At 61.1% G+C, this 23904-nt stretch carries 23 protein-coding genes; 18 read left to right on the top strand and 5 right to left on the bottom strand.

Annotation, left to right across the window (positions count from 1 at the left end):
• Nucleotides 1-111: 111 nt before the first annotated feature.
• The 3 genes from arcC (at nt 112) to LQ215_RS25600 (ending at nt 1936) form a co-directional block, all read left to right on the top strand.
• Nucleotides 112-1041, top strand: a complete 930-nt coding sequence (arcC, locus tag LQ215_RS25610) for a carbamate kinase (RefSeq protein WP_230153155.1) — start codon at nt 112-114, stop codon at nt 1039-1041.
• Nucleotides 1042-1106: 65 nt separating this feature from the next.
• Nucleotides 1107-1466 carry a DUF5064 family protein gene (locus tag LQ215_RS25605; RefSeq protein ID WP_230153154.1) on the top strand — a complete coding sequence of 120 codons (360 nt, stop codon included), beginning with the start codon at nt 1107-1109 and terminating at the stop codon, nt 1464-1466.
• A gap of 293 nt (nt 1467-1759) precedes the next feature.
• A complete protein-coding gene (locus LQ215_RS25600) occupies nt 1760-1936 on the top strand; it encodes a hypothetical protein (RefSeq protein WP_003198496.1) in 177 nt (58 codons plus the stop codon).
• Nucleotides 1937-1943: 7 nt separating this feature from the next.
• Here the strand turns inward: LQ215_RS25600 and LQ215_RS25595 are convergent, their stop codons facing one another.
• Entirely contained in the window at nt 1944-2837 is an 894-nt protein-coding gene (locus LQ215_RS25595) for a helix-turn-helix domain-containing protein (protein WP_003198494.1), read from the bottom strand.
• A gap of 175 nt (nt 2838-3012) precedes the next feature.
• Here LQ215_RS25595 and pobA point away from each other — a divergent pair, with 175 nt between their 5' ends.
• Both pobA and LQ215_RS25585 read left to right on the top strand, forming a co-directional pair.
• On the top strand, nt 3013-4203 hold the full coding sequence (pobA, locus tag LQ215_RS25590; protein ID WP_230153153.1) for a 4-hydroxybenzoate 3-monooxygenase: 1191 nt from the start codon (nt 3013-3015) through the stop codon (nt 4201-4203).
• 52 nt (nt 4204-4255) lie between these two features.
• Nucleotides 4256-5791: an MDR family MFS transporter gene (locus tag LQ215_RS25585; protein WP_230153152.1), complete on the top strand. Its 1536-nt coding sequence runs from the start codon at nt 4256-4258 to the stop codon at nt 5789-5791.
• Between the two features lie 137 nt (nt 5792-5928).
• On the opposite strand, the gene LQ215_RS25580 is transcribed toward LQ215_RS25585, so the two are convergent.
• Nucleotides 5929-7278, bottom strand: a complete 1350-nt coding sequence (locus LQ215_RS25580) for a spinster family MFS transporter (protein WP_230153151.1) — start codon at nt 7276-7278, stop codon at nt 5929-5931.
• Between the two features lie 358 nt (nt 7279-7636).
• Here LQ215_RS25580 and LQ215_RS25575 point away from each other — a divergent pair, with 358 nt between their 5' ends.
• Entirely contained in the window at nt 7637-9814 is a 2178-nt protein-coding gene (locus LQ215_RS25575) for a hypothetical protein (RefSeq protein WP_230153150.1), read from the top strand.
• Between the two features lie 287 nt (nt 9815-10101).
• Here LQ215_RS25575 and LQ215_RS25570 read toward each other — a convergent pair whose 3' ends face one another.
• On the bottom strand, nt 10102-10407 hold the full coding sequence (locus LQ215_RS25570) for a DUF2288 domain-containing protein (protein ID WP_230153149.1): 306 nt from the start codon (nt 10405-10407) through the stop codon (nt 10102-10104).
• 338 nt (nt 10408-10745) lie between these two features.
• Between LQ215_RS25570 and LQ215_RS25565 the strand changes: the two genes are divergently transcribed.
• The 9 genes from LQ215_RS25565 to LQ215_RS25525 all read left to right on the top strand — a co-directional run bounded on the left by LQ215_RS25565 (nt 10746) and on the right by LQ215_RS25525 (nt 18457).
• Entirely contained in the window at nt 10746-11873 is a 1128-nt protein-coding gene (locus tag LQ215_RS25565) for a branched-chain amino acid ABC transporter substrate-binding protein (protein ID WP_230153148.1), read from the top strand.
• A 230-nt stretch (nt 11874-12103) separates the two neighbouring features.
• Nucleotides 12104-13027, top strand: a complete 924-nt coding sequence (gene livH / locus LQ215_RS25560; RefSeq protein ID WP_230153147.1) for a high-affinity branched-chain amino acid ABC transporter permease LivH — start codon at nt 12104-12106, stop codon at nt 13025-13027.
• Nucleotides 13024-14280, top strand: a complete 1257-nt coding sequence (locus LQ215_RS25555) for a high-affinity branched-chain amino acid ABC transporter permease LivM (protein WP_230153146.1) — start codon at nt 13024-13026, stop codon at nt 14278-14280. The genes livH and LQ215_RS25555 overlap by 4 nt, the downstream gene beginning before the upstream one ends.
• Entirely contained in the window at nt 14277-15044 is a 768-nt protein-coding gene (gene livG, locus LQ215_RS25550) for a high-affinity branched-chain amino acid ABC transporter ATP-binding protein LivG (RefSeq protein ID WP_057448896.1), read from the top strand. Before LQ215_RS25555 ends, livG begins: the two co-directional genes overlap by 4 nt.
• A complete protein-coding gene (locus tag LQ215_RS25545; RefSeq protein WP_230153145.1) occupies nt 15045-15746 on the top strand; it encodes an ABC transporter ATP-binding protein in 702 nt (233 codons plus the stop codon).
• Nucleotides 15747-16025: 279 nt separating this feature from the next.
• Nucleotides 16026-16331 carry a BufA1 family periplasmic bufferin-type metallophore gene (locus LQ215_RS25540; RefSeq protein ID WP_014336888.1) on the top strand — a complete coding sequence of 102 codons (306 nt, stop codon included), beginning with the start codon at nt 16026-16028 and terminating at the stop codon, nt 16329-16331.
• 25 nt (nt 16332-16356) lie between these two features.
• Entirely contained in the window at nt 16357-17226 is an 870-nt protein-coding gene (gene bufB / locus LQ215_RS25535; RefSeq protein WP_230153144.1) for an MNIO family bufferin maturase, read from the top strand.
• A complete protein-coding gene (locus tag LQ215_RS25530) occupies nt 17223-17981 on the top strand; it encodes an HvfC/BufC N-terminal domain-containing protein (protein WP_230153143.1) in 759 nt (252 codons plus the stop codon). The genes bufB and LQ215_RS25530 overlap by 4 nt, the downstream gene beginning before the upstream one ends.
• Nucleotides 17978-18457, top strand: a complete 480-nt coding sequence (locus LQ215_RS25525; protein ID WP_230153142.1) for a DoxX family protein — start codon at nt 17978-17980, stop codon at nt 18455-18457. The genes LQ215_RS25530 and LQ215_RS25525 overlap by 4 nt, the downstream gene beginning before the upstream one ends.
• A 122-nt stretch (nt 18458-18579) precedes the next feature.
• Here LQ215_RS25525 and LQ215_RS25520 read toward each other — a convergent pair whose 3' ends face one another.
• A complete protein-coding gene (locus LQ215_RS25520) occupies nt 18580-19494 on the bottom strand; it encodes a LysR family transcriptional regulator (RefSeq protein ID WP_230153141.1) in 915 nt (304 codons plus the stop codon).
• Nucleotides 19495-19598: 104 nt separating this feature from the next.
• Here LQ215_RS25520 and LQ215_RS25515 point away from each other — a divergent pair, with 104 nt between their 5' ends.
• Nucleotides 19599-20198 (top strand): short chain dehydrogenase, encoded by a 600-nt coding sequence (locus tag LQ215_RS25515; protein WP_230153140.1) that lies wholly within the window; start codon nt 19599-19601, stop codon nt 20196-20198.
• Nucleotides 20199-20218: 20 nt separating this feature from the next.
• Here LQ215_RS25515 and LQ215_RS25510 read toward each other — a convergent pair whose 3' ends face one another.
• The gene (locus tag LQ215_RS25510) at nt 20219-21325 is read right to left on the bottom strand and encodes an acyltransferase family protein (protein WP_230153139.1); all 1107 of its coding nucleotides are present in this window, start codon (nt 21323-21325) and stop codon (nt 20219-20221) included.
• A 138-nt stretch (nt 21326-21463) separates the two neighbouring features.
• Between LQ215_RS25510 and LQ215_RS25505 the strand changes: the two genes are divergently transcribed.
• The gene (locus LQ215_RS25505; RefSeq protein WP_230153156.1) at nt 21464-22138 is read left to right on the top strand and encodes a COG3650 family protein; all 675 of its coding nucleotides are present in this window, start codon (nt 21464-21466) and stop codon (nt 22136-22138) included.
• Nucleotides 22139-22211: 73 nt separating this feature from the next.
• Nucleotides 22212-23825: an NAD(P)/FAD-dependent oxidoreductase gene (locus LQ215_RS25500; protein WP_230153138.1), complete on the top strand. Its 1614-nt coding sequence runs from the start codon at nt 22212-22214 to the stop codon at nt 23823-23825.
• Nucleotides 23826-23904 lie beyond the last annotated feature (79 nt).

Raw genomic sequence — 23904 nt, 5'->3', positions numbered from 1 at the left:
CGATGGCGAAGGAACAGGCAACATTGATGTCGACTGACACACCGCCATCGCGAGCAAGCTCGCTCCCACAGGGGACTGCATTGTTCGATCCATTTTTGAAAGGACAGCACCATGCGTATCGTCGTTGCCCTGGGCGGTAACGCCCTCCTGCGTCGGGGTGAACCCATGACCGCAGACAATCAACGCATCAACATCCGCACCGCGACCGAACAGATCGCGAAAATCCACCCTGGCAACCAACTGGTCATCGCCCACGGCAACGGCCCGCAGGTCGGCCTGCTGTCGTTGCAGGCGGCGGCCTACACCTCGGTCACGCCGTATCCGCTGGACGTGCTCGGCGCCGAAACCGAAGGCATGATCGGCTACATCATCGAACAGGAACTGGGCAATCTGCTGGACTTCGAAGTCCCCTTCGCCACGCTCCTGACCCAGGTTGAAGTCGATGGCAACGACCCGGCCTTCCAGAAGCCCAGCAAGCCCATCGGCCCGGTCTACAGCCAGGAAGAGGCGCAGAAACTGGCCGCCGAAAAAGGCTGGGCCATCGCTCCCGACGGCGACAAGTTCCGCCGCGTGGTCGCCAGCCCCAGGCCCAAGCGCATCTTTGAAATCCGCCCGATCAAATGGCTGCTGGAAAAGGGCAGCATCGTGATCTGCGCCGGCGGTGGCGGCATCCCGACGATGTACGACGCCAACGGCAAGCTGCAAGGCGTGGAAGCAGTGATCGACAAGGACCTGTGCTCGGCGTTGCTGGCTGAACAGTTGGAAAGCGATCTGCTGGTGATCGCCACCGACGTCAACGCCGCGTTCATCGACTTCGGCAAGCCGACCCAGAAAGCCATCGCCCAGGCCCACCCCGACGAAATGGAAAAGCTCGGCTTCGCCGCCGGCTCCATGGGGCCGAAGGTACAGGCGGCCTGCGAATTCGCGCGCAACACTGGCAAGGTCGCGGTGATCGGTTCACTCTCGGACATCGAGGCCATCGTCCAAGGCACAGCCGGCACCCGCATCAGCACGGCGACACCTGGCATCGCTTATCGGTAACAGGAAACTTGCGGGGCGGATCCAGGGTCTGCCCTACTCCCTATGCCGTCAAAGGAGAGTTGCTTATGGCCATGTTCGAACCCGGGCACCTGCACATGGAACGCCACGCGCTGAACAAGAAAGATTTCAGCTACAACCTGTGCATCGACTACAAGGTCGACCAGGACGGCAAGGAAGGCACGGGCATGTCGTTCCGGGTGCATGGCACCGTCGAGGACAAGACCCTGGACGAGACGTTCTTCCTGGCCAAGGACCAGGCCTTCGACTTCGCCCGCCATGCCACGCGCGTCGCCCAGAAATACGGCTTGCCCAAGACCGCCAGCATCGGCTCGATGCACAAGTACTACGACGAAATGTTCGAGGACGTGCGCAAGCAACTGGACGTCAAGCCGGGCGACCCGATGAAACCAGAACACCTGGAGTAACTGGCTGGGAAACACCGCCAGTTCCTGACATACAGCGAACCTGTGGCGAGGGAGCTTGCTCCCGCTCGGTTGCGCAGCGACCGCAACATTTTGGGGCCGCTGCGCAGCCCAGCGGGAGCAAGCTCCCTCGCCACAATGAAGCCCTGCTTCAGCCCTTGGGGAGCCTGGATCCCACAGCGGATATCAGTGTTCTGAATATCAGGTCACACACAAAGCCTGCCTGGCTGGCAACTCGCTATAGCTGACCTATTCTGAAAGGAGTACCCCCGGGTATTCGTTCAGAGGTCACCGCCATGAACATTAAAATAAAAAGACGCCTCGCCATTTTCGTCACCTGCGCCGCCACGCTCGCGCTGTATGGCACTGCGGCCTACCGGGTCGAGCAGGCCAGGCAACTGCCCCGTGAATACGCCAGTTGTAACTTCGAACGGTGCATCCCCCACAGCGCAACCCTGAACGCCCTGCGCTGAGGCGTGGTCAGTCGTCCTGTTGATCGGTCTTGAGCCGGTCCCGGAACGCCTTGGGCGAGATACCGACACGCCGACGGAACAGCCGGGTGAAATTGGTCGGGTCGGAAAACCCGAGCATTTCGGAAATCTCGTAGATGGTCATGCCGGTGTAGGTCAGCAAGCGCTTGGCCTCCAGCAACTGGCGCTCATGCATGATCTGCAACGCCGGTTGCCCCGCCAGTTCCCGGCAGGTGCCGTTGAGGTGCGACACGGAGATGCCCAGGCGGTGGGCCAGGTCTTCGACCTTGACGTGCTCGCGATAGGTTTCTTCCACCAACTGAATGAAACCGTTGAGGTATTCCCGGGCCCGTTGCGGGCGCTGGGCCTGGGTGTGGCGCTGCATCACCTGGCGGCTGACCCAGACCATGATTACGCTGACCAGCGCATGCATCAGCATTTCCCGCGCCGGTTGATGCCCCACGTACTCATTCTGCAAGGCGCTGAACAGGCTGTTGAGGTACTCGGCGTTCTCAAGGGCGGGGTAGCTTTCGGCCTGGGCCAGGACGTTGACCGAATGCCCCAGTTGCGCTTGCAGGTGCGTCACCAGCGGCGCCGCCAGGGTCACCACGTAACCTTCCACATCCTCGGAAAAACGAAAGCCATGGACCGACAACGGCGGCAGGATCTGCACGGCCGGTTCGGTGAGTAGCGTGCGCCGGCCTTCGATTTCCAATTCTGCCTGGCCCTTGAAGACAAACAGCAACTGGCACAGATCGGCATGCCGGTGGGGTTTGATTTCCCACTGATGCTCGCGGCTGCGCTTGGAAATGGTCTCGCAGTGCAACAGGTCCGGCGTCGGCCATTCCTGGCTCTCACCGTAGAGCTTGAACACCGGGATCGAAGGCAGGTCAGGTTTTTTCATAACGTGGATCCGGGCCTGGGGTTGCGGGCGATAATCGCACCAATTGGTAAAAAGAACAGGTATCGGCTCAGTTTTCCCCTTCAACTGACAGGTCCGCAAGCGAAAAATGTAGGCACTCGATTTCTAATAATCAACACCGACCCTGGTCGCGTGCTTCGTGCGAGTCATAAGAACAATGAAAACCCTCAAGACCCAAGTCGCCATTATCGGTGCCGGCCCCTCTGGCCTGCTGCTCGGCCAGTTGCTGCACAATGCCGGGATCGACACTGTCATCCTCGAACGCCAGACCCCGGAATACGTGCTGAGCCGCATCCGCGCCGGTGTGCTGGAGCAAGGCATGGTCGAACTGCTGCGCCAGGCCGGCGTTGGCCAGCGCATGGACTCCGAAGGCCTGCCCCATGACGGTTTTGAACTGGTGCTCAACGATCGGCGGGTGCACATCGACCTCAAGGGCCTGACCGGTGGTAAAAATGTCATGGTCTACGGCCAGACCGAAGTCACCCGCGACCTGATGGCCGCCCGCGAAGCCGCCGGCGCCCGGACCCTGTACCTGGCCAGCAATGCCCAGCCCCACGACATGCAAACCGAAAACCCTTTCGTGACCTTCGAGCATGAAGGGGAGACCTGGCGCCTGGACTGCGACTACATTGCCGGTTGCGACGGTTTCCACGGCGTGGCGCGACAGTCCATTCCTGCGGAGACACTCAAGGTCTTCGAACGGGTCTACCCGTTTGGCTGGCTCGGCGTGCTGGCCGACACCCCGCCGGTCCACGAAGAACTGGTCTACGCTCGCCACCCGCGCGGTTTTGCCTTGTGCAGCATGCGCTCCAAAACCCGCACCCGTTATTACCTGCAAGTGCCCGCCGAGGAACAAGTGGCCGACTGGCCGGACGAGCGTTTCTGGGATGAACTGAAAAACCGCCTGCCCGCCGACCTCGCCGAAGCCCTGGTGACCGGCCCGTCCATCGAGAAAAGCATCGCCCCGCTGCGCAGCTTCGTGGTCGAACCGATGCAGTATGGGCGCATGTTCCTGGTGGGCGATGCGGCCCACATCGTCCCGCCCACCGGCGCCAAGGGGCTGAACCTGGCGGCCAGCGATGTCAGCACGCTGTTCAACATCCTGCTTAAGGTCTATCGCGACGGCCGTGTGGATCTGCTGCAGAAGTATTCGGCCATCTGCCTGCGGCGCGTCTGGAAAGCCGAACGGTTCTCCTGGTGGATGACCTCGATGCTGCACCGCTTCGACGACGATGCCTTCAACCAGCGCATCAGCGAAGCCGAGCTGGAATATTTCGTCGACTCCGAGGCCGGTCGCAAGACCATCGCGGAAAACTACGTCGGACTTCCTTATGAGGCTATCGAATAGCCGCCTATCGACTTAAACTGCGGGTTTCGTCCCATTTTGCCTCTCCGGCGCGATGCCCGCAGGTTCTGCCGTGACTCAGTTCAATACGCTCCAAGCTCCCAAACCGGCCATCCGCAGCGTGCTGGCAGCCCTGATGCTGGCGATTTTCCTGGGCGCACTGGACCAGACCATCGTCGCCGTCTCGATGCCGGCCATCTCCGCACAATTTGCCGACGTCAGCCTGCTGGCCTGGGTGATTTCCGGCTACATGGTCGCCATGACCGTGGCGGTGCCGATCTACGGCAAGCTCGGCGACCTCTACGGTCGCCGGCCGCTGATGCTGTTCGGCATGGGCCTGTTCACCCTGGCCTCGCTGTTCTGTGGCCTGGCACAAGACATGGAGCAACTGGTGCTGGCGCGGATTATCCAGGGCATTGGCGCCGGCGGGATGATTTCGGTGAGCCAGGCGATCATCGGCGACATCATCGCGCCCCGCGAACGCGGTCGCTACCAGGGTTATTTCAGCAGCATGTACGCGGTGGCCAGCGTCGCCGGGCCGGTGCTCGGCGGCTACATGACCGAGTACCTGTCGTGGCGCTGGGTATTCTGGATCAACCTGCCGCTGGGCCTGGCGGCCTGGTGGGTGGCGCGGCGCAGCCTGGTAGGACTGCCAGTGCCGCAACGCACGCCGATCATCGATTACCTGGGCACCGTGTTGCTGATCATCGGCCTGACAGCGCTGCTGCTGGGGATCACCCAGGTCGGCCAGGGCCATCCCTGGCACAGCCGTGAAGTGCTGGGGCTGCTGGGCTGCGCAGGCGCAGCGCTGGGAGTGTTCGCCTGGCATGAGCGCCGGGCGCGGGAGCCGTTGTTGCCGATGCACCTGTTCGCCAACCGCGATGCGGTGCTGTGTTGGTGCACGGTGTTCTTCACCAGCTTCCAGGCGATTTCCCTGACGGTGCTGGTGCCGTTGCGCTTCCAGAGCGTGACCGGCGCCGGCGCCGACAGTGCGGCGTTGCACTTGTTGCCGCTGGCGATGGGGCTGCCGATCGGCGCGTATTTCGCCGGACGCCGGACCTCGGTCACGGGGCGCTACAAGCCGATGATCCTGAGCGGTGCCCTGCTCTTCCCGTTCGCCATCCTTGGCATGGCCTTCACCCCGCCCGCCGCGTTCTGGCTGAGCAGCCTGTTCATGCTGCTCAGCGGCATCGCTTCCGGCATGCAGTTCCCTACCTCGCTTGTGGGATCGCAAAACTCCGTACACCAACAGGACATCGGCGTCGCCACCAGCACCACCAACCTGTTCCGCTCCCTCGGCGGCGCGGTGGGCGTGGCACTGATGTCAGCGTTGCTGCTGGCCTTGCTGCAGGATTCAAGCTTTGCCCAACTCGCCAGCTCGTCGCTGGTCGGTGAAGGGCATTCCGGCAGCGTCTTGCTGGACGGCCTGAACGCCGCCCCGGGCGAGACGCAAAATGCCTTGCGCCAGGAATTGCAGACGACGTTCCGACACTTGCTGTTGATCAGCGCGGCGGTGTCGCTGCTGGGGTTGGCCGCGGCGCTGGCGATGCCCAATCGCTTGCTGCGTGGGCGGGATGAGAAAGTTGGATAAACGTCATAACCTATAGTGCACAACCCTCCGTGGCGAGGGAGCTTGCTCCCGCTGGGCTGCGAAGCGGCCCCAAAAATGTTGCGGTCGCTGCGCAACCGAGCGGGAGCAAGCTCCCTCGCCACAAAAGCATTATTGCTTCAGGCCGTCGCCACGACACCGTCGGGCACCACCACCGCGCTCATCCCGTCCTTCATCCGCTTGGCATCACGCACGAAGCAACGTGACGCCAGGAACAGGAACACCATGGTCAGGAACAACGCGACCGGGATCAGGTACATCGCGTCATGCAGGCCGATGGCCTTGAACGCTTCGCTCATCTGGTCGACCCCGGCCGCGGCCATGGCCGTGCGGGCGAAGTAGTCGGACAAGCCGCCCACCACCACCGGCCCCAGGCCGCCACCGAGCAAGTACAACCCTGCAAAGAACAGCGCCATCGCCGTGGCCCGCAGGCGCGGCTCGACCACGTCCTGGATCGCCGTGTACACGCAGGTATAAAAGGTATAGGCAAACAACCAGCCGACACTGAACACCGCGACGAACACGCCGATTTCAATCCGCCCAGCATGCAGCGCCCAGGCGGTGGTGAGCGTCGAGATCACCAGGCTGAACGCGGCGAACAGCAAGCGACCACTGGGCACGCGCTGATGAATCTTGTCAGCGATCCAGCCGCCGAGGGTCAAGCCGAACAACCCGGTCACGCCCACCATGATCCCGGTGGCCACCGCTGCCTCGTGCAGCGGCATCAGGAAATAGCGTTGCAGCATCGGCACCAGGAAGGAGTTGCAGGCATAGGTGGCGAAGTTGAAGCACAACCCAGCCAGCACCAGCCACAGGAAAGTGGGAATCGCCAACACTCGACGGATCGGCCGGTCGATCTTTTCCTGGGACACCTGCACGGTTTCCGCCGCCCCGCGCTTGGGTTCCTTGATGAAGAACATGAACAACGCCAGCACCAAGCCTGGCACCGCCGCGATAAAGAATGGCGCGCGCCAGCTGTCGAAGGCCTTGACCATCGCGCCAATGGTGAAGAACGCCAGCAGCAGGCCAATCGGCAAGCCCAGCATGAAGATGCCCATGGCCCGCGCCCGGCGATGGGCCGGGAACAGATCGCCAATCAGTGAGTTGGCCGCCGGCGCATAACTCGCCTCGCCAATCCCGACGCCCATGCGCACCACCAGGAACGCCCAGAAACTGCCCACCAGGCCGTTGACCGCCGTCAGCGCGCTCCAGGTCGCCAGGCCCCAGCCCATCAACTTGCTGCGCGAACCGGTATCGGCCATGCGTCCCAATGGCAACCCGGCAATGGCGTAGACGATGGTGAAAGCGGTGCCGATGATGCCGATCTGGAAGTCGCTGAGGCTCCACTCCATGCGGATCGGCTCGATGATGATCGCCGGGATGGTGCGGTCGAAGAAGTTGAACAGGTTGGCCAGGAACAACAGGAACAGAATGCGCCAGGCATTCGCCGCTTGGGTCGAGTTCTGCATGGGTCCGTCTCTTTTATTGTTATGGGCCAACGATCCGTGGCCTGGATATGCAATCTAGACAGCGACACTGGCGCTGTCTCCAATCATTCGCAAGGCTGATACCCCCCCATGGCGAGCGGCGCGTTTCTTGATAACGGTCAATTTGCTGTAACAATTGCCATCATTTCGCCCATTGGCGATTAAAGATCGTCTCCCGGTGGCCGATTCAACCTATCAGGAAAGAATCTCTCGAGCGGCGCCCAGGCTGTAGCCCTGGACGCTCGGGCCGACCTTCGCGCCATCCAGGACGCGAGCTCCCATCCGCGATGGTTCGATGACAGCGCTCGTCGAGCCAACCAGTTCAGGCATATGGCGCACAATGACTTCCAAAAAAACAGCCACTGCGGTATCCGATCTGACCCTGAGCCCGGCCGCCAACGGCCCTGAAGCCTCGAAACCATCGAGCAGCTCGCGTCCCCTGTCGACTCAGCAGTATCTGTATTTCACCGAAACCAACACCGACCGGATCCTCGACAACCTCGATGGCCTGCGCGACGCGGTGTTCCCGCGACCGCCCCATCTGGTGGAAGACGAGAGCGACCGCGCCCAGCAGGAATTCCCGTCGGTGTGCCTGATCGGCCTGGGGCGCTGCGGCTCCAACATCGCCCTGGACGTGGCGGAGCTGGTGTACAACGCCCGCAAGTTCTACCTCAACGAATTCAACGCCGAAGACAAGGCCTACAGCGACAAGGGCTACAGCCCCGCGCAGTGGATCCGCAACAATCTGCGCCTGGGCACCAGCAAGGCCAGCAAACCGGTGTTCCTGGTGGAACCGCTGGTGATGCTCGGTGACTTGGACAAAGACATCGCCGGGCGCATCCGCTTCTCGCGCAAGGGCGAAAAAAGCGGCTTTTTGCGCGACTACAGCAAGATGAAAATCATGGACCTGTCGGAAGTCCATGCCGGTGGCGCCGGTAACGCGCCGATCCTGGGCCAGTACCTGGCCAAGATCATCCTGAACAAGGACACCCAGCGCTTCTCCAGCCCCGACTGGAAAATGATCCACTCGTACCTGATCGACAGCTGCGGCATCAAGGCCAACCAGTCGCGCCTGTACTTCTCGATATTCAGTGCCGGCGGCGGTACCGGTTCGGGCATGGCCTCGGAGTTCGGCCTGGCCCAGCAATACTCGTACATGAACAAGACGTTCGACACCAAGCCGATGGACGAACACGACAGCAAGAGCGGTCACTCCTTCGTCTTCGAACCGATTTTCACCAGCGGCATCTGCGTGCTGCCGAACATTTCCGACCACCGCAGCGAAATGTCCGAGGCCTTGCACATCAACGCCGGACGCCTGCTGTGCAAGTACCTGTCGGAAGAATGGGATTTCTCGTACAACTTCGCCAACGAAGACAGCAGCGAAGCCAGCGTGATGGGCCGTATCCGCCCGTGGAACGCGATGATGCTGATCTCCAACGACATCATGCGCTACGCCGAAGAAAGCGATGACGGCAATATCCAGAACATTGATGTCAATGCCATGGAGAAGCACGCCAACCAGTACATCTCCCAGCAGATCTTCAACATCCTGACGGCCCAGGCGGTCACCACCGACTACGACCAGAACTACTTCCGCCGTGCCGGCATCGACATTGGCGAAACCATTCGCCTGGACGCCAACGACCTGTTCATGAGCCTGGCCGGCCCGGTGGCGATTGCCTACGCCGAGTCCGTCGTCCCGGAAACCCCGGCGCCCAGCGGCGACAAGTTCAAGGTGTTCGAAAAAGAGCCGCCGCGCCTGAACATCGACGACCTGTTCTTCCGCTCCATCGACCTGCCGCACTTCAACAAAGTCACCCAGGCCATCGAAGGCATCAGCCTGCTGCCGATCGAATCCAAGCGCTACCGGGCGTCGCTGGAGCAGTACAAGAATTCCGGCTACGACGCAGCCGCCCTGCATGACCTGCACTTCTTCAAGAACTGCTCGTCGGTGGTGTCCATCGTCTCCCTGCCCAAGGACTACAAGCTGTCCTACATGGACCTGAACCGGCTCAAGACCCACCTCAACAGCCTGTTCCCCAACACCACCCTCAAGCGTTACGCGTTGGTGATCGGCGCGTCGGCCAACCTGTCGCTGACCACCCTGATCGCCAAGAGCCCGTGCCTGTCGGATGACTTCCTGACCCTGATCGTGGCCTTTATCAAACGCTGCTTCGCCCGCACCCCGTACCGCTTCGACGACACCCTGGACAACTCGATCCTGGACTTCATCATCAATGAAGATTTCGACGAAGCACGCATCGACGACCTGCTCAACGAATTCGAAAACCCGGCGAAGATCCTCGACACCAACTGGTACGCGATCAAACCGATGTATGAGAAGAAGTACCGCGAGCTGATCAACGACAAGGACAAGTTCGTCTCGATCAACGACATCCGCCTGTCTCGCGACTGCGTGAAAAAGTCTATCAAGTACCTGCGCGAGATCTACCGTCATCGCATTGGCAAGACCAAGGTTATTTCGCTTAATAACCATACCGGCAAGAGTTACTGAGGCTGGCGTAACACCGTGTTGCCTCCAATCGCGAGCAAGCTCGCTCCCACAGGGATTTGTGAACACAGGCCCACTGTGGGAGCGAGCTTGCTCGCGATAGCGGTCCCGAATCCCGCACTCGGACAACATCCAGAAACAATTAAGCAGCCCAAAGGCTGCTCCATAAACTGTTCCCGTTACGTATACGTCACCCTACCTTGTGGCGTTTCGCCACGGCAGGGTGCTATCACGCTACTCACCTACACACTTTTTCAAACGCAAAAACACGAACCAACTTGGTGCATCGATCAGTTCGACGCCCTTTCCTGGATCATAATCCAGGGTGAAACCACCACCGCCCACAGCTGTGGATCGCGTTCCAGAAAATCCAGCGCCCGCGTTTCAGACAGCTTGCCGAGCTGCTCGGCGGCCAGCCAGGCGGCGACTTTGGTACCTTCGTCCTGGGCGACGGCCTCGGCGGCGGCGATCAAATCCAGTGCCGGATCGACCCACAATAGGGCACCCTTGGCAAAGAACGGCTCCAGCTCTTTCCAGGTGATGGATGCAGTTTCACCAAGCAGCTTGGCATAGAGGGTGCTAGGTTCTTGATTCATGGGACCTGTCCAGAAAAGAAATCGGCGCGAATGATAACGTCGGTGGTCTGGCAGAAAAACCCGGTAGCAATTGCGGTACCGATTGAAAAGCGCAGCAAAGCCAAGGATTGCCGATATGACCGGACAACCCCGCCGCTATTCTGTCTTTTTCTTTCAATTAAGCGACACCCTCAGGTTTTGCCCCCAAGCGCCAGCTTCCCTTGCCAACAATCGGCGCTCTACACTGTACCGGTACAGTTGCCGGGGGCATTTTCCGCGAGGGTATCCAAGATATCTGACCCGGTTCTGCTGCTACGGCGCCAGGACTATAAAAACTACAACAGCATGAGTGGAGCACTATGACTAAGGCTACTAAGCAGATTTCCAAACTGTTTGCCGCTATGGTTCTGGCCGGGGTTGCCAGCCATTCGTTCGCCGCCGACACCATCAAGATCGGCATCGCCGGCCCAAAAACCGGCCCTGTAGCCCAATACGGCGACATGCAGTTCAGTGGCTCCAAAATGGCCATCGAACAGATCAACGCCAAGGGCGGCGTCGACGGCAAGAAACTCGAAGCCGTTGAATACGATGACGCCTGTGATCCAAAACAAGCGGTCGCGGTCGCGAACAAAGTCGTCAACGACGGCGTCAAGTTCGTGGTCGGCCACCTGTGCTCCAGCTCCACCCAGCCGGCGTCGGACATCTACGAAGACGAAGGCGTGATCATGATCACCCCGGCCGCTACCAGCCCGGACATCACCGCTCGCGGCTACAAGATGATCTTCCGCACCATCGGCCTGGACAGCGCCCAAGGCCCTGCGGCCGGCAACTACATCGCCGACCACGTCAAGCCGAAGATCGTTGCGGTCCTGCACGACAAGCAGCAGTACGGTGAAGGCATCGCCAGCGCCGTGAAAACGACCCTGGAGAAGAAAGGCGTGAAAGTGGCCGTCTTCGAAGGCGTGAACGCCGGCGACAAAGACTTCTCCTCGATGATCGCCAAGCTCAAGCAAGCCAACGTCGACTTCGTCTACTACGGCGGCTACCACCCGGAGCTGGGCCTGATCCTGCGTCAATCCCAGGAAAAAGGCCTGAAGGCCAAGTTCATGGGTCCGGAAGGCGTGGGTAACGACTCGATCACCCAAATCGCCAAGGATGCGTCCGAAGGCCTGCTGGTGACCCTGCCGAAATCCTTCGACCAGGATCCTGCCAACATTGCCCTGGCAGACGCCTTCAAGGCCAAGAAGGAAGATCCGAGCGGTCCGTTCGTGTTCCCGTCCTACTCGGCTGTTGAAGTCATCGCCGAAGGTATCAAGGCGGCCAAGTCCGAAGACACCGCCAAAGTGGCTGAAGCCATTCATAAAGGCACCTTCAAGACTCCGACCGGCGACCTGAGCTTCGACGAGAAGGGCGACCTGAAGGACTTCAAGTTCGTGGTCTACGAATGGCACAACGGCAAACCTAAAACTGAAGTATCGCCTCAGTAAGGCCTGGCCTGACTGACTGCCAATAAAGCCCACGGCGTGCCGTGGGCTTTGTTTTAAATGTATTGGGCCGCGCTGGCGTGATCCGCCAGTCTCCCCACCTGAAAATCTCAAAACCGTCATCAGCGGTTCGCTGGCAAACCTCGTGTTCGAAGTGGATGCAGATCCACGGGGCCCGGGCGGGAAAATGACTCCACCAGTGAAATGCGTATCAGGTTTTTAGGAGCGCTGTAATGCCTGACATCTATCACTTCTTCCAGCAGCTGGTTAACGGCCTGACCGTTGGCAGCACGTATGCCCTGATCGCCATCGGCTATACGATGGTTTACGGCATCATTGGAATGATCAACTTCGCCCACGGCGAGGTGTACATGATCGGCTCCTACGTGGCGTTCATCGCCATCGCCGGGCTGAGCATGATGGGACTCGACAGTGTCCCGCTGTTGATGACCGCGGCCTTCATTGCGAGCATCGTCGTGACCAGTTCCTATGGCTACAGCATCGAACGGATCGCCTACCGCCCCTTGCGCGGCAGCAACCGTCTGATCCCACTGATTTCCGCCATCGGCATGTCGATTTTCCTGCAGAACACGGTTCTGCTTTCGCAAGACTCCAAGGACAAAGCTATCCCCAACCTGATCCCGGGCAACTTCGCCATCGGGCCAGGTGGGGCACATGAAGTGCTGATTTCCTACATGCAAATCGTGGTGTTCGTGGTGACCCTGGTCGCCATGCTCGGCCTGACGCTGTTCATCTCCCGTTCCCGCCTGGGCCGCGCCTGCCGCGCCTGTGCCGAGGACATCAAGATGGCCAACCTGCTGGGCATCAACACCAACAACATCATCGCCCTGACCTTCGTCATCGGTGCGGCCCTGGCGGCCATCGCCGCGGTGCTGTTGAGCATGCAATACGGCGTGATCAACCCCAACGCCGGCTTCCTCGTCGGCCTGAAAGCCTTCACCGCCGCGGTACTGGGCGGCATCGGCAGCATTCCCGGCGCGATGCTCGGCGGGCTGGTGCTGGGCGTGGCGGAAGCCTTTGGCGCCGACATCTTCGGCGACCAGTACAAGGACGTCGTGGCATTCGGCTTGTTGGTTCTGGTTCTGTTATTCCGGCCGACCGGCATCCTGGGCCGTCCGGAGGTTGAGAAAGTATGACTAGGCATCTCAAATCGGCGCTTTTCAGCGCCCTGCTGGTCTGGGCCGTGGCCTATCCGGTACTCGGTCTTAAACTGACCATCGTCGGCATCAACCTGGAAGTGCACGGCACCAACCCGGCCATCCTGGCGACCATCGCCGTGTGTTCCGTACTGATGTTCTTGCGTGTGCTGTTCAGCACGCAGATCAGCGCCATGTGGAAGTCCTCGCCCGGCCTGCCGGTGATCCCGGCCAAGGCCAGCAACTTCCTGACCCTGCCGACCACCCAGCGCTGGATCGTGCTGGCCCTGATCGTCGTGGCGCTGGTCTGGCCGTTCTTCGGCTCTCGCGGCGCGGTGGACATCGCTACGCTGATCCTGATCTACGTGATGCTCGGTCTTGGCCTGAACATCGTGGTCGGCCTGGCCGGTCTGCTGGACCTGGGCTACGTCGGCTTTTATGCCGTCGGGGCCTACAGCTACGCGCTGCTGTCGCACTATTACGGCCTGAGCTTCTGGATCTGCCTGCCGATCGCCGGGATGATGGCCGCCACCTTCGGTTTCCTGCTGGGCTTCCCGGTCCTGCGCTTGCGCGGCGACTACCTGGCCATCGTGACCCTGGGTTTTGGCGAGATCATCCGTCTGTTCCTGCGCAACCTGACCGACATTACCGGTGGCCCGAACGGTATCAGCAACATCGAGAAACCAACGTTCTTCGGCCTGACCTTCGAACGTAAAGCCGCCGAAGGCCTGCAGACCTTCCACGAGTACTTCGGCCTGGAATACAACTCGATCAACAAGGTGATCTTCCTCTACCTGGTTGCCCTGTTGCTGGCCCTGGCCGCGCTGTTCGTCATCAACCGCCTGCTGCGCATGCCGATCGGTCGCGCCTGGGAGGCATTGCGTGAAGACGAAATCGCCTGCCGTGCCCTGGGTCTCAACCCGACGATCATCAAGCTGTCAGCCTTCACCCTCGGTGCCGCGTTCGCCGGTTTTGCCGGCAGCTTCTTCGCCGCCCGCCAGGGCCTGGTGACGCCGGAATCCTTCACCTTCATCGAATCGGCGATCATCCTCGCCATCGTCGTGCTGGGCGGGATGGGCTCGCAGCTGGGCGTGATCCTGGCGGCCATCGTGATGATCCTGCTGCCCGAAATGATGCGTGAATTCAGCGAATACCGCATGTTGATGTTCGGCGCCTTGATGGTGCTGATGATGATCTGGCGTCCTCAAGGTCTGCTGCCTATGCAACGCCCCCACATGGAGCTGCGCAAATGAGCCGCGAGATTCTGAAAGTCGAAAACTTGAGCATGCGCTTCGGCGGCTTGCTGGCGGTCAACGGCGTGGCCCTGACCGTGAAAGAGAAACAGGTCGTCGCCCTGATCGGGCCGAACGGCGCAGGCAAGACCACCGTGTTCAACTGCCTGACCGGCTTCTACCAGCCCACCGGCGGCACCATCGTGCTGGACGGCGAGCCGATCCAGGGCCTGCCCGGCCACCAGATCGCCCGCAAGGGGGTGGTGCGCACCTTCCAGAACGTGCGGCTGTTCAAGGACATGACGGCGGTCGAAAACCTGCTGATCGCCCAGCATCGTCACCTGAACACCAACTTCTTTGCCGGCCTGTTCAAGACCCCGGCGTTCCGCAAAAGCGAACGCGAGGCCATGGAGTACGCCGAGTACTGGCTGGACAAGGTCAACCTCAAGGAATTCGCCAACCGTACCGCCGGGACCCTGGCCTACGGTCAGCAACGACGCCTGGAAATCGCCCGCTGCATGATGACCCGTCCGCGGATCCTCATGCTCGACGAGCCCGCCGCGGGCCTGAACCCCAAGGAAACCGAAGACCTCAAAGCCCTGATCGGCGTGCTGCGCGAGGAGCACAACGTCACTGTGCTGCTGATCGAGCACGACATGAAGCTGGTCATGAGCATTTCCGACCACATCGTCGTGATCAACCAGGGCACCCCCCTGGCCAACGGCTCGCCGGAACAGATCCGCGACAATCCTGAAGTGATCAAAGCCTACCTGGGGGAAGCGTAAATGCTGCAATTCGAAAACGTTTCCACCTTCTACGGCAAGATCCAGGCCTTGCACAGCGTCAACGTGGAAGTCCACCAGGGCGAAATCGTGACCCTGATCGGTGCCAACGGCGCCGGCAAATCCACCCTGCTGATGACGCTCTGCGGTTCGCCCCAGGCCCACAGCGGCAGCATCCGCTACATGGGTGAGGAACTGGTGGGCCAGGACTCATCACGGATCATGCGCAAGAGCATCGCGGTGGTGCCGGAGGGCCGTCGGGTATTTGCCCGGCTGACCGTGGAAGAGAACCTCGCCATGGGCGGATTTTTCACCGACAAGGGCGACTATCAGGAACAGATGGACAAGGTCCTGCACCTTTTCCCACGCCTGAAAGAACGCTTTACCCAGCGCGGCGGCACCATGTCCGGCGGCGAACAGCAAATGCTCGCCATCGGCCGTGCGCTGATGAGCAAGCCCAAGCTGCTGCTGCTCGACGAGCCGTCCCTGGGCCTGGCACCGATCATCATCCAGCAGATCTTCGACATCATCGAACAGCTGCGCAAGGATGGCGTGACGGTGTTCCTGGTGGAGCAGAACGCCAACCAGGCGCTGAAAATCGCCGACCGGGCGTACGTGCTGGAGAACGGTCGCGTGGTGATGCAAGGCACCGGTGAAGCCCTGCTGACCGACCCGAAAGTGCGCGAGGCGTACCTGGGCGGTTGAGTCTGCAGCAATTAAAAAACGGCCTTCGGGCCGTTTTTTTTGCCCAGTTTTCAAGTGAATGCCTTTGTGGCGAGGGAGCTTGCTCCCGCTCGGTTGCGAAGCGACCGCAACAGCTTGGGGCCGCTGCGCGGCCCAGCGGGAGCAAGCTCCCTCGCCACGGGTTTGGGGTAAACCAAAAAAATATCGGTAGCCCGTTGTAACACTCCCCCACCTCCCCTCTCTAGTTCAGCAGACCGGCGCTGACGCCGGTTCATTTCCCTGAATGACTGGAGAATCATCATGACTGCTTCGACCCGCACCCTGTCCGCCACCGCCCTGATCCTGGCCCTGGGTTCTGCCCTGAGCATGACAGCCGTCTCGACCGTCCACGCCGCCGACGACACCATGGAAAAATGCTTCGGCGTTGCCCTCAAAGGCAAGAACGACTGCGCCGCCGGCGCCGGCACCACCTGCGCCGGTACGGCAAAAATGGACTATCAGGGCAACGCCTGGAAATCGGTACCCAAAGGCACTTGCACCACTATGGAAAGCAAAACCTCGCCGACTGGTTTCGGCCAGCTCGAAGCGTTCAAAGCCAAGTCCTGATCGCATCTGCCTGAGGCCCGCCAGCATGTTGAATACCCCGTCCCTCGCCATTGATAACCGGCTGCCGCCCAGGGCAGGGTTGGGGCTCAAGAGCGAGCATTTTCGTGAGGTGCTCCAGACCCGACCGGACCTGGGCTTTTTCGAAGTGCACGCGGAAAACTACATGGTGGCCGGCGGGCCGCTTCATCACTTCCTGGGGCGGATACGCGAACAGTACCCGCTGTCGCTGCACGGCGTCGGCCTGTCGATCGGTGGAGAGGGGCCGCTGGATGTCGCGCATTTGCAGCGCCTGGCCGCATTGATCGAACGCTATCAGCCCCAATCCTTTTCCGAACACCTGGCCTGGTCCAGCCACGGCCCGGTGTTCCTCAATGACCTGCTCCCCCTGGCCTACGACCAAGCGACCCTCGACCGGGTCTGCGAACACGTCGACCAGGTGCAGTCCAGCCTCAAACGACCGCTGCTGCTGGAAAACCCGGCGACCTACCTGGCGTTCGAAACCTCGACCCTTGACGAGCCACACTTCCTCAGCGAAGTGATCCGGCGCACCGGCTGCGGCCTGCTGCTGGATGTGAACAACGTCTACGTCTCGTGCATCAACCACTGCCGCGACCCACTGGCCTACCTCGACGCCCTGCCCCTGCACGCGACCGGCGAAATCCACCTGGCCGGTTTTGCCGAAGACACCGACAGCCTTGGCGATCGCCTGTTGATAGACGACCACGGCGCGCCCATCGACCACGCCGTCTGGCAACTGTACCTCAAGGTTCTGGCGCAGATCGGGCCGGTAGCCACCTTGGTCGAGCGCGACACCCACATCCCCCCATGGGAGGTGCTGCTGGCCGAAGCGCGCCAGGCCGATCAACTTTTAAATGCCGCGGGAGTCCGGTCGTGAGCGACCAGCGCACATTCGCCGCCGCCCTGCTCGACCCGCGCCAGGCGTGCCCCCCCGGCCTGGTCAGCGCCAATGGTGCGGACCCGCAGAGCCGCTTCGCGGTGTACCGCAACAACGTGCTCAGCTCCTTGATCAACGCCCTGGCCGACAATTACCCGGTGGTGGCGCAGTTGGTGGGCGAGGAATTTTTCCGAGGCATGGCGGGGGTCTACGTCCAGTCGGCGCCGCCGCGCAGCCCGGTGATGAGTGACTACGGGGATGATTTTGCCGGGTTCATCGAACGCTTCGAACCCGCCGCCTGCGTACCGTACCTGGCGGATGTCGCCCGGCTGGAGCGACTGCATGTGCAAGCCTGGCATGCCGCCGACGCCGAGCCCATGGCCGCAGAACGGATCGTCGAGGCGCTGTCGTCCCCCACACAGACCAGGCACCTGAAGATCGGTCTGCATCCGTCACTGCGGCTGCTGCAATCGCCCTTCGCCGTGGTGACGATCTGGGCCGCCCATCAGCACGAGACGCCCGTGTCGTTCGAGGCATTTGCTGCACAAAACGCCTTGGTGCTGCGCAACGGCCTCGACGTGCAAGTGTTCGCGATCAATCACGCAGCCCATGGGTTCATCACCGCCCTGCAACAGGGGCTGACCCTGAGCGCCGCCATTGAAGCCTCGATCGAGCTCGACCTGGAGCAGACCCTGGCGGGGCTCATTCGCCACAGCGCTATCACTCACCTCCTAGCTGGACAGGTATCCCGATGAACGCCCTGATTGCCGCTTCCATTCAATGGCTGGAGAAAATCCCCCACAGCCTGATCGCCTTCATCGCGCGATTCTCCATTGCCGCGGTGTTCTGGAAATCCGGCCAGACCAAAATCGAAGGCCTGGCCATCGACCTGTTCGACGGCACCTTCCAGATCGGCCTGCCGCGGCTGGCGGACTCGACCGTTCCGCTATTCAAAAGCGAATACGCCCTGCCGTTGCTGTCGCCGGAACTGGCTGCGCACCTGGCTGCTACCGCCGAGCATGTATTCCCGGTGCTGATTTTGTTTGGCCTGGCGACACGCTTTTCAGCGTTGGCCTTGCTGGGCATGACCTTGACCATCCAGCTGTTCGTCTACCCGGACGCCTACCCGACCCATGGCACCTGGGCGGCGGTATTGCTTTACCTGATGGCCCGTGGACCGGGCGTGTTGTCGATCGATCAGCTGATTGCCAGGCGTTACGCCCACGACTGAACACAGATCCCCTGTGGGAGCGAGCTTGCTCGCGATAGCGGCGGGTCCGCTTGCACAAATGCCGGATGTGCCACCGCCTTCGCGAGCAAGCTCGCTCCCACAGGGACTGTCCAATGGATGGACTATCGCTGAAGCCGATCCAACGCCTCGCCGCTGCGCTTGAACCAATCAATCAGATAGTCAGCCAGCACCTGGGTGCGCTTGGGCAATCCACCCTGGTACGGATGCACCAGGTACATCGGCATGCGTCGGGTCTGGTAGTCGCGCAGCAGCCAGTGCAGACGTCCGTCGGCCAATTCTTCATGCAGCAGGTACGACGGCAGCCGGGCGATTCCGGCGCCGGCCAGGGCGGCTTTTTTCAGCAGGCTGTAGTGATTGCTGGCGAACGGCCCCGAGACTCGGACCCGCAGCAGTTCGTGTTGCTGGTGGTAAAGCCACTCTTCCCGACCGCTGTAATGGCTGTTGAGCAAACAACGGTGCTCGGCCAAGGCCAGGGGCGTCTCGGGTTCGCCGTATTGGTCGAGGTAGGCCGGGCTGGCGCAGGTCATTTCGTGCCACGCCAGCAATGGCCGGGCCACCAGCCGCTCATCGATGGCGGCGTCGGAACGGATCGCCAGATCAAAACCATCGCGGGTCAGGTCACGGTAACCGTTGTTGAGCTCCAGTTCGATCTGCACATTAGGATACGTGCCAGCGAACTCCATCAGCAAGCCTTCGAAGAACGTTTCGCCCAACGAAACCGGCACCGTCATACGTACCGGCCCGGAAATATCGTCCTTCAACCGGGCCAATGCCTGACGCGCCCTTTCCACCTGCACCAACAGCGCCTGGGCCTGGGGCAGCAACGCCGCCCCTGCCGCCGTGAGGCTCAGGCGCCGCGTGGTGCGTTGCAGCAACACCACCGAAAACCGCTTCTCCAACAAACTGATGCGCTTGGACAACTGGCCCTTGCTGCACCCCAACTGCTGGGCCGCCTGGGTGAAGCTGCCGGCCTCCATCAACACGGCAAACGCCGCCAGGTCATCCATTTCGCTCATTGGATTGTTTCCAATTGAAAACCAAAGGTTGCCTATTAGCATGATTATCAATGGAAAGAACCCCTCTAGACTGAAAACTCATTCAACCCATTGAGGAACAGCCCATGAAAATCCTGTTAATCGGCGCCAACGGCACCATCGGTTCGGCCATTGATAAAGAACTGTCGCCGCGCCACGAGATCGTTCGGATCGGCCGCCACAGCGGTGAACTGCAGGTGGATATCAGCGACAGCGCTTCAATCCGTGCGCTGTTCGCAAAGACCGGCCGTTTTGATGCCCTGGTTTGCGCCGCTGGCAACGTCACCTTTGCGCCCCTGGCCGACATGACCGAAGACAGCTTCACCCTGGGCTTGAAAGACAAGTTGATGGGCCAGGTCAACCTGCTGCTGATCGGCCGCGAATTCGCCAACGACGGTGCGTCCTTCACCTTCACCACCGGCGTGCTCAGCCACGATCCGATCAAGAGTGGTGCTTCGGCGGCCCTGGTCAACGGTGCCCTGGACAGTTTCGTGCGCGCCGCGGCAATCGAATTGCCACGGGGCTTGCGGGTCAACTCGGTAAGCCCGAACGTGTTGCTGGAAGCCATGGACAAGTACGCGCCTTATTTCCGCGGCTTCAAACCTGTTCCCGCAGCGGACGTGGCATTGGCCTACGCCAAGAGTGTCGAAGGCCTGCAAACCGGTCAGACCTTTCACGTCAACTAAGTCCTCGCAAGCGGGAGCCATCAGCGAGCGTCTTCAAGCGCCTCACCGGTTTCCCGCACGCGTTGTCTTAGCCAGCGCTGCACGGGTCGCTCGAACGCGTGGTGGCAAAGCAGACTGGTGCCGATCAGCACGGCGAAGAACAGCAGCAGGGTCCAGGGCTGATAAAACACGCTACGTCCGGGCAAGAATTTGTCGGCCAGCAGCGCGGCGATGATTTGCAGTGGGAAATGCAACAGGTATGAGGCGTAGCTGATGTCGCCGAGCCAGGCAAGACGCCGGGCAAAGGGTTCCAGCCATTGATGGCACGCGGCAATGGTCATAATGGTCAACGGAAACAGCAACGCAAACTTGGACAATTGCGAATCGGTGCCGGACACGTTAAACAGATACCAGCCCAACGCAGTCGTCAGTATCAGCCCCGCGCCGACCCACTGACCGTTCAATCGGCGCAGCAGCCAGGCCACCAACACATAGCCCAAACCACCACAAAAAAAACCGAACACGCCGAGGCTTACTTTGTAGTGCGCAGGAAAGATCCAGACGGCCACCAAGATCAGCAATGCACTTATTGAAAGCGGCGCCTTTGTATAGCGCCACAATAGGTAAAAAGCGGCGTACAACAGCACTTCAACCGAGATCGACCATGCTGGCCCGTTGTACGACCAACCTAGCTCCAGGCCCCAGGCAGGGGCCAGGAATACATTCAACAGCGCGTGATACGCATCGTTGAATGGATAAACGAACGCGCTGCCAGCGTAGGCACTATAGATTTTTTGTAACAGGGCAACCGCGAGAAATGTCGCCAGGTGCAAAGGGTAGATGCGGCTGAAGCGTTCGATGAAAAACTGTTTGCCGCTCAGTTCCCGACTCGCCAGCGCCTGGGCGAATAACCAGAAGAAGATGAAACCCGACAGACTGAAAAACAGCGAAACAGCATCCCCGCCATGGCGATAGAACAGCGAAAATACCCCATACAAAGGCTGTGTTTCTCGCAGCAGCGGCCCCGGAACAGCCCCCTGAAAAAAGAAATGCTGCCAATGCCAGAACACCACGGCCAACGCTGCGATGCCACGCAGAGCATCCAGTGCATACAGGCGTTCAGGAAAAACAGGCAGGCTTTGCTTCATACCGAATGAATCCGACTTACCAGGTGCGCCACTATGCTGCGGCCCCCGGACCAACTCAAGTCCCCCTCGGCGATACCCAAGCCTTGTGATCATCGGCCGCCCCCAGTAACGTGGCGACACTTGTCTGGAGACCCAATGATGCGTGCCGCCCGCTCCCTGCTGTTTGTCGCCCTCCTGCCGCTCTTGCCCGGCTGCCAATTGCTCGATGCCCCACGTCAGAGCGCCTCCCATGCCGGCCAGACGCGCATGCAGGGCGAGCTCACGGCGGCCGATGGCAAGCTGGTGTTCCAGCCGTGCCAGGAACAGCGCCGCTACATCGTCAACGACAGCGGCGGCACCAGCGTGCTGCAGCAGGCCGCCAGCCTGGCCGATGACCAGGGCAAACTGTTTGCCGATGTGCGTGGCCGTATCGTTTCCAGCGCTGCGGCCGGCACCGACAGTCAGTTGGACGTTGAACAACTCTATCGCCTGGAGCGCTCGGGAACGGCTTGCGAAGACGTCGACTTCAAACGAACGATCCTGCGCGCTGCGGGACACAGCCCTGAATGGACGCTCAAGGCCAGTGGCAAGGGCCTGGTGCTGGACCGCGAAGGCCAGCCGCCGCTGGCGGTGCCTTACGTCGAGGAGCAATTGGGCGATGGCCGCTTCAACGTGGGCACCGAAGCCAACGGCCAGAAGGTCGAGCTCTGGGTCACGCCTGCGCGTTGCGTCGACAGCGTCACCGGCAGCGTGCAACACATGAGCGCCGAGTTGCGGGTCAACGGCCAGGTCCAGCGTGGCTGCGCCTACTTCGGTGGTGCGCGCAACGACTGATTCGCCGGTTTTGGCTTATAATCGCCGGTTCACGCCCTGGTGCAGTTGTGCACCCCGCGAACCGGATCCCACCATGTTACGAATCACCGAACTCAAGCTGCCGATCGACCACCCCGAAGAAGACCTGCGCCCGGCCATCGTGCAGCGCCTGGGTATCGCCAGCGATGACCTGCTCGACTTCACCTTGTTCAAGCGCAGCTACGACGCGCGCAAGAAATCCTCCGAACTGTGCTTCATCTACACCATCGACCTGACGGTGCGCGACGAAGCCAGCCTGCTGCGCAAGTTCGCCGATGACCGTAACGTCAACGAGGCGCCGGATGTCAGCTACAAAGTGGTGGGCCAGGCACCGGCCGACCTGAGCGAACGGCCGATCGTGGTCGGCTTCGGCCCGTGCGGGATCTTCGCCGCGATGTTGCTGGCGCAGATGGGCTTCAAGCCGATCATCCTCGAGCGTGGCCCGGAAGTTCGCCAGCGCACCAAGGACACCTGGGGCCTGTGGCGCAAAAACGTGCTCAACCCCGAATCCAACGTGCAGTTCGGTGAAGGCGGCGCCGGGACGTTTTCGGACGGCAAGCTCTACAGCCAGATCAAGGATCCGAAATTTCTTGGCCGCAAGGTTTTGCACGAATTCGTCAAGGCCGGGGCACCGGAAGAAATCCTCTACGTCAGCAAGCCGCACATCGGCACGTTCCGTCTGACCGGCGTGGTGGAAAACATGCGTGAGCAGATTCGCGCCCTGGGCGGCGAAGTACGCTTCCAGCAGCGGGTCACCGATGTGTTGATCGAGGACGGCCAACTGGTCGGCGTCGAACTGGCCAGCGGCGAACGGATTCATTCGAAACATGTGATCCTGGCCCTGGGCCACAGCGCGCGGGACACCTTCCGCATGCTCCACAGCCGCGGCGTATACATGGAAGCCAAGCCGTTCTCGGTGGGTTTCCGTATCGAGCACCCGCAATCGCTGATCGACAGCGCGCGCCTGGGCAAATACGCCGGCCACCCGAAACTTGGCGCCGCCGACTACAAACTGGTGCACCACGCCAAGAATGGCCGTTCGGTGTACAGCTTCTGCATGTGCCCCGGCGGCACCGTGGTGGCCGCGACGTCCGAGCCGAACCGCGTCGTGACCAACGGCATGAGCCAGTATTCGCGTAACGAGCGTAACGCCAACTCCGGCATCGTCGTCGGGATTACCCCGGAAGTCGATTATCCCGGTGGCCCGCTGGCGGGGATCGAGTTGCAGGAACGCCTGGAATCCCACGCTTACGTACTCGGTGGCAGCAACTACGAGGCCCCGGCGCAACTGGTGGGTGATTTCATCGCCGGCAAGCCGTCTACGGCACTGGGTAGCGTCGAACCGTCCTACAAGCCAGGGGTGTTACTGGGCGACTTGGCCCTGGCCCTGCCGGATTTCGCCATCGAAGCCATCCGCGAAGCCCTGCCGGCGTTCGAGAAACAGATTCGCGGTTATTCGCTGCACGACGCCGTGCTGACCGGCATCGAAACCCGCACCTCATCGCCCCTGCGCATTACCCGCAACGAATCGCTGCAGAGCCTGAACGTCAAGGGCCTGTTCCCGGCCGGCGAAGGCGCCGGTTATGCCGGCGGGATCCTGTCGGCGGGCGTGGACGGGATCCGGATTGCCGAGGCGGTGGCGCGGGATATCCTCGGCCTCGAGGCCTGACCCCTACCCACTGTAGGAGAAGCTTTGTGGGAGCTGGGCTTGCCCGCGATGCAGGCAACTCGGTTTATCAGGTGAACCG

The sequence above is a fragment of the Pseudomonas brassicacearum genome, from assembly GCF_918698105.1.
In the GTDB taxonomy this organism is placed as follows: Bacteria; Pseudomonadota; Gammaproteobacteria; order Pseudomonadales; family Pseudomonadaceae; genus Aquipseudomonas; species Aquipseudomonas brassicacearum_F.
Note: the sequence above shows the minus strand (reverse complement) of the source record. Positions and strands in the feature narration are given on the sequence as shown.

Bases quoted from the DNA above. Each gene is read 5' to 3' on its own strand.
- livG (WP_057448896.1), top strand. From the start codon at position 14,277: ATGAGCCGCGAGATTCTGAAAGTCGAAAACTTGAGCATGCGCTTCGGC.
- livH (WP_230153147.1), top strand. From the start codon at position 12,104: ATGCCTGACATCTATCACTTCTTCCAGCAGCTGGTTAACGGCCTGACC.
- LQ215_RS25605 (WP_230153154.1), top strand. From the start codon at position 1,107: ATGGCCATGTTCGAACCCGGGCACCTGCACATGGAACGCCACGCGCTG.
- LQ215_RS25570 (WP_230153149.1), bottom strand. From the start codon at position 10,407: ATGAATCAAGAACCTAGCACCCTCTATGCCAAGCTGCTTGGTGAAACT.
- pobA (WP_230153153.1), top strand. From the start codon at position 3,013: ATGAAAACCCTCAAGACCCAAGTCGCCATTATCGGTGCCGGCCCCTCT.
- LQ215_RS25505 (WP_230153156.1), top strand. From the start codon at position 21,464: ATGCGTGCCGCCCGCTCCCTGCTGTTTGTCGCCCTCCTGCCGCTCTTG.
- LQ215_RS25515 (WP_230153140.1), top strand. From the start codon at position 19,599: ATGAAAATCCTGTTAATCGGCGCCAACGGCACCATCGGTTCGGCCATT.
- LQ215_RS25595 (WP_003198494.1), bottom strand. From the start codon at position 2,837: ATGAAAAAACCTGACCTGCCTTCGATCCCGGTGTTCAAGCTCTACGGT.
- LQ215_RS25520 (WP_230153141.1), bottom strand. From the start codon at position 19,494: ATGAGCGAAATGGATGACCTGGCGGCGTTTGCCGTGTTGATGGAGGCC.
- LQ215_RS25540 (WP_014336888.1), top strand. From the start codon at position 16,026: ATGACTGCTTCGACCCGCACCCTGTCCGCCACCGCCCTGATCCTGGCC.
- LQ215_RS25575 (WP_230153150.1), top strand. From the start codon at position 7,637: ATGACTTCCAAAAAAACAGCCACTGCGGTATCCGATCTGACCCTGAGC.
- bufB (WP_230153144.1), top strand. From the start codon at position 16,357: ATGTTGAATACCCCGTCCCTCGCCATTGATAACCGGCTGCCGCCCAGG.
- LQ215_RS25500 (WP_230153138.1), top strand. From the start codon at position 22,212: ATGTTACGAATCACCGAACTCAAGCTGCCGATCGACCACCCCGAAGAA.
- LQ215_RS25555 (WP_230153146.1), top strand. From the start codon at position 13,024: ATGACTAGGCATCTCAAATCGGCGCTTTTCAGCGCCCTGCTGGTCTGG.
- LQ215_RS25565 (WP_230153148.1), top strand. From the start codon at position 10,746: ATGACTAAGGCTACTAAGCAGATTTCCAAACTGTTTGCCGCTATGGTT.
- LQ215_RS25580 (WP_230153151.1), bottom strand. From the start codon at position 7,278: ATGCAGAACTCGACCCAAGCGGCGAATGCCTGGCGCATTCTGTTCCTG.
- LQ215_RS25525 (WP_230153142.1), top strand. From the start codon at position 17,978: ATGAACGCCCTGATTGCCGCTTCCATTCAATGGCTGGAGAAAATCCCC.
- arcC (WP_230153155.1), top strand. From the start codon at position 112: ATGCGTATCGTCGTTGCCCTGGGCGGTAACGCCCTCCTGCGTCGGGGT.
- LQ215_RS25585 (WP_230153152.1), top strand. From the start codon at position 4,256: ATGCCCGCAGGTTCTGCCGTGACTCAGTTCAATACGCTCCAAGCTCCC.
- LQ215_RS25545 (WP_230153145.1), top strand. From the start codon at position 15,045: ATGCTGCAATTCGAAAACGTTTCCACCTTCTACGGCAAGATCCAGGCC.
- LQ215_RS25600 (WP_003198496.1), top strand. From the start codon at position 1,760: ATGAACATTAAAATAAAAAGACGCCTCGCCATTTTCGTCACCTGCGCC.
- LQ215_RS25510 (WP_230153139.1), bottom strand. From the start codon at position 21,325: ATGAAGCAAAGCCTGCCTGTTTTTCCTGAACGCCTGTATGCACTGGAT.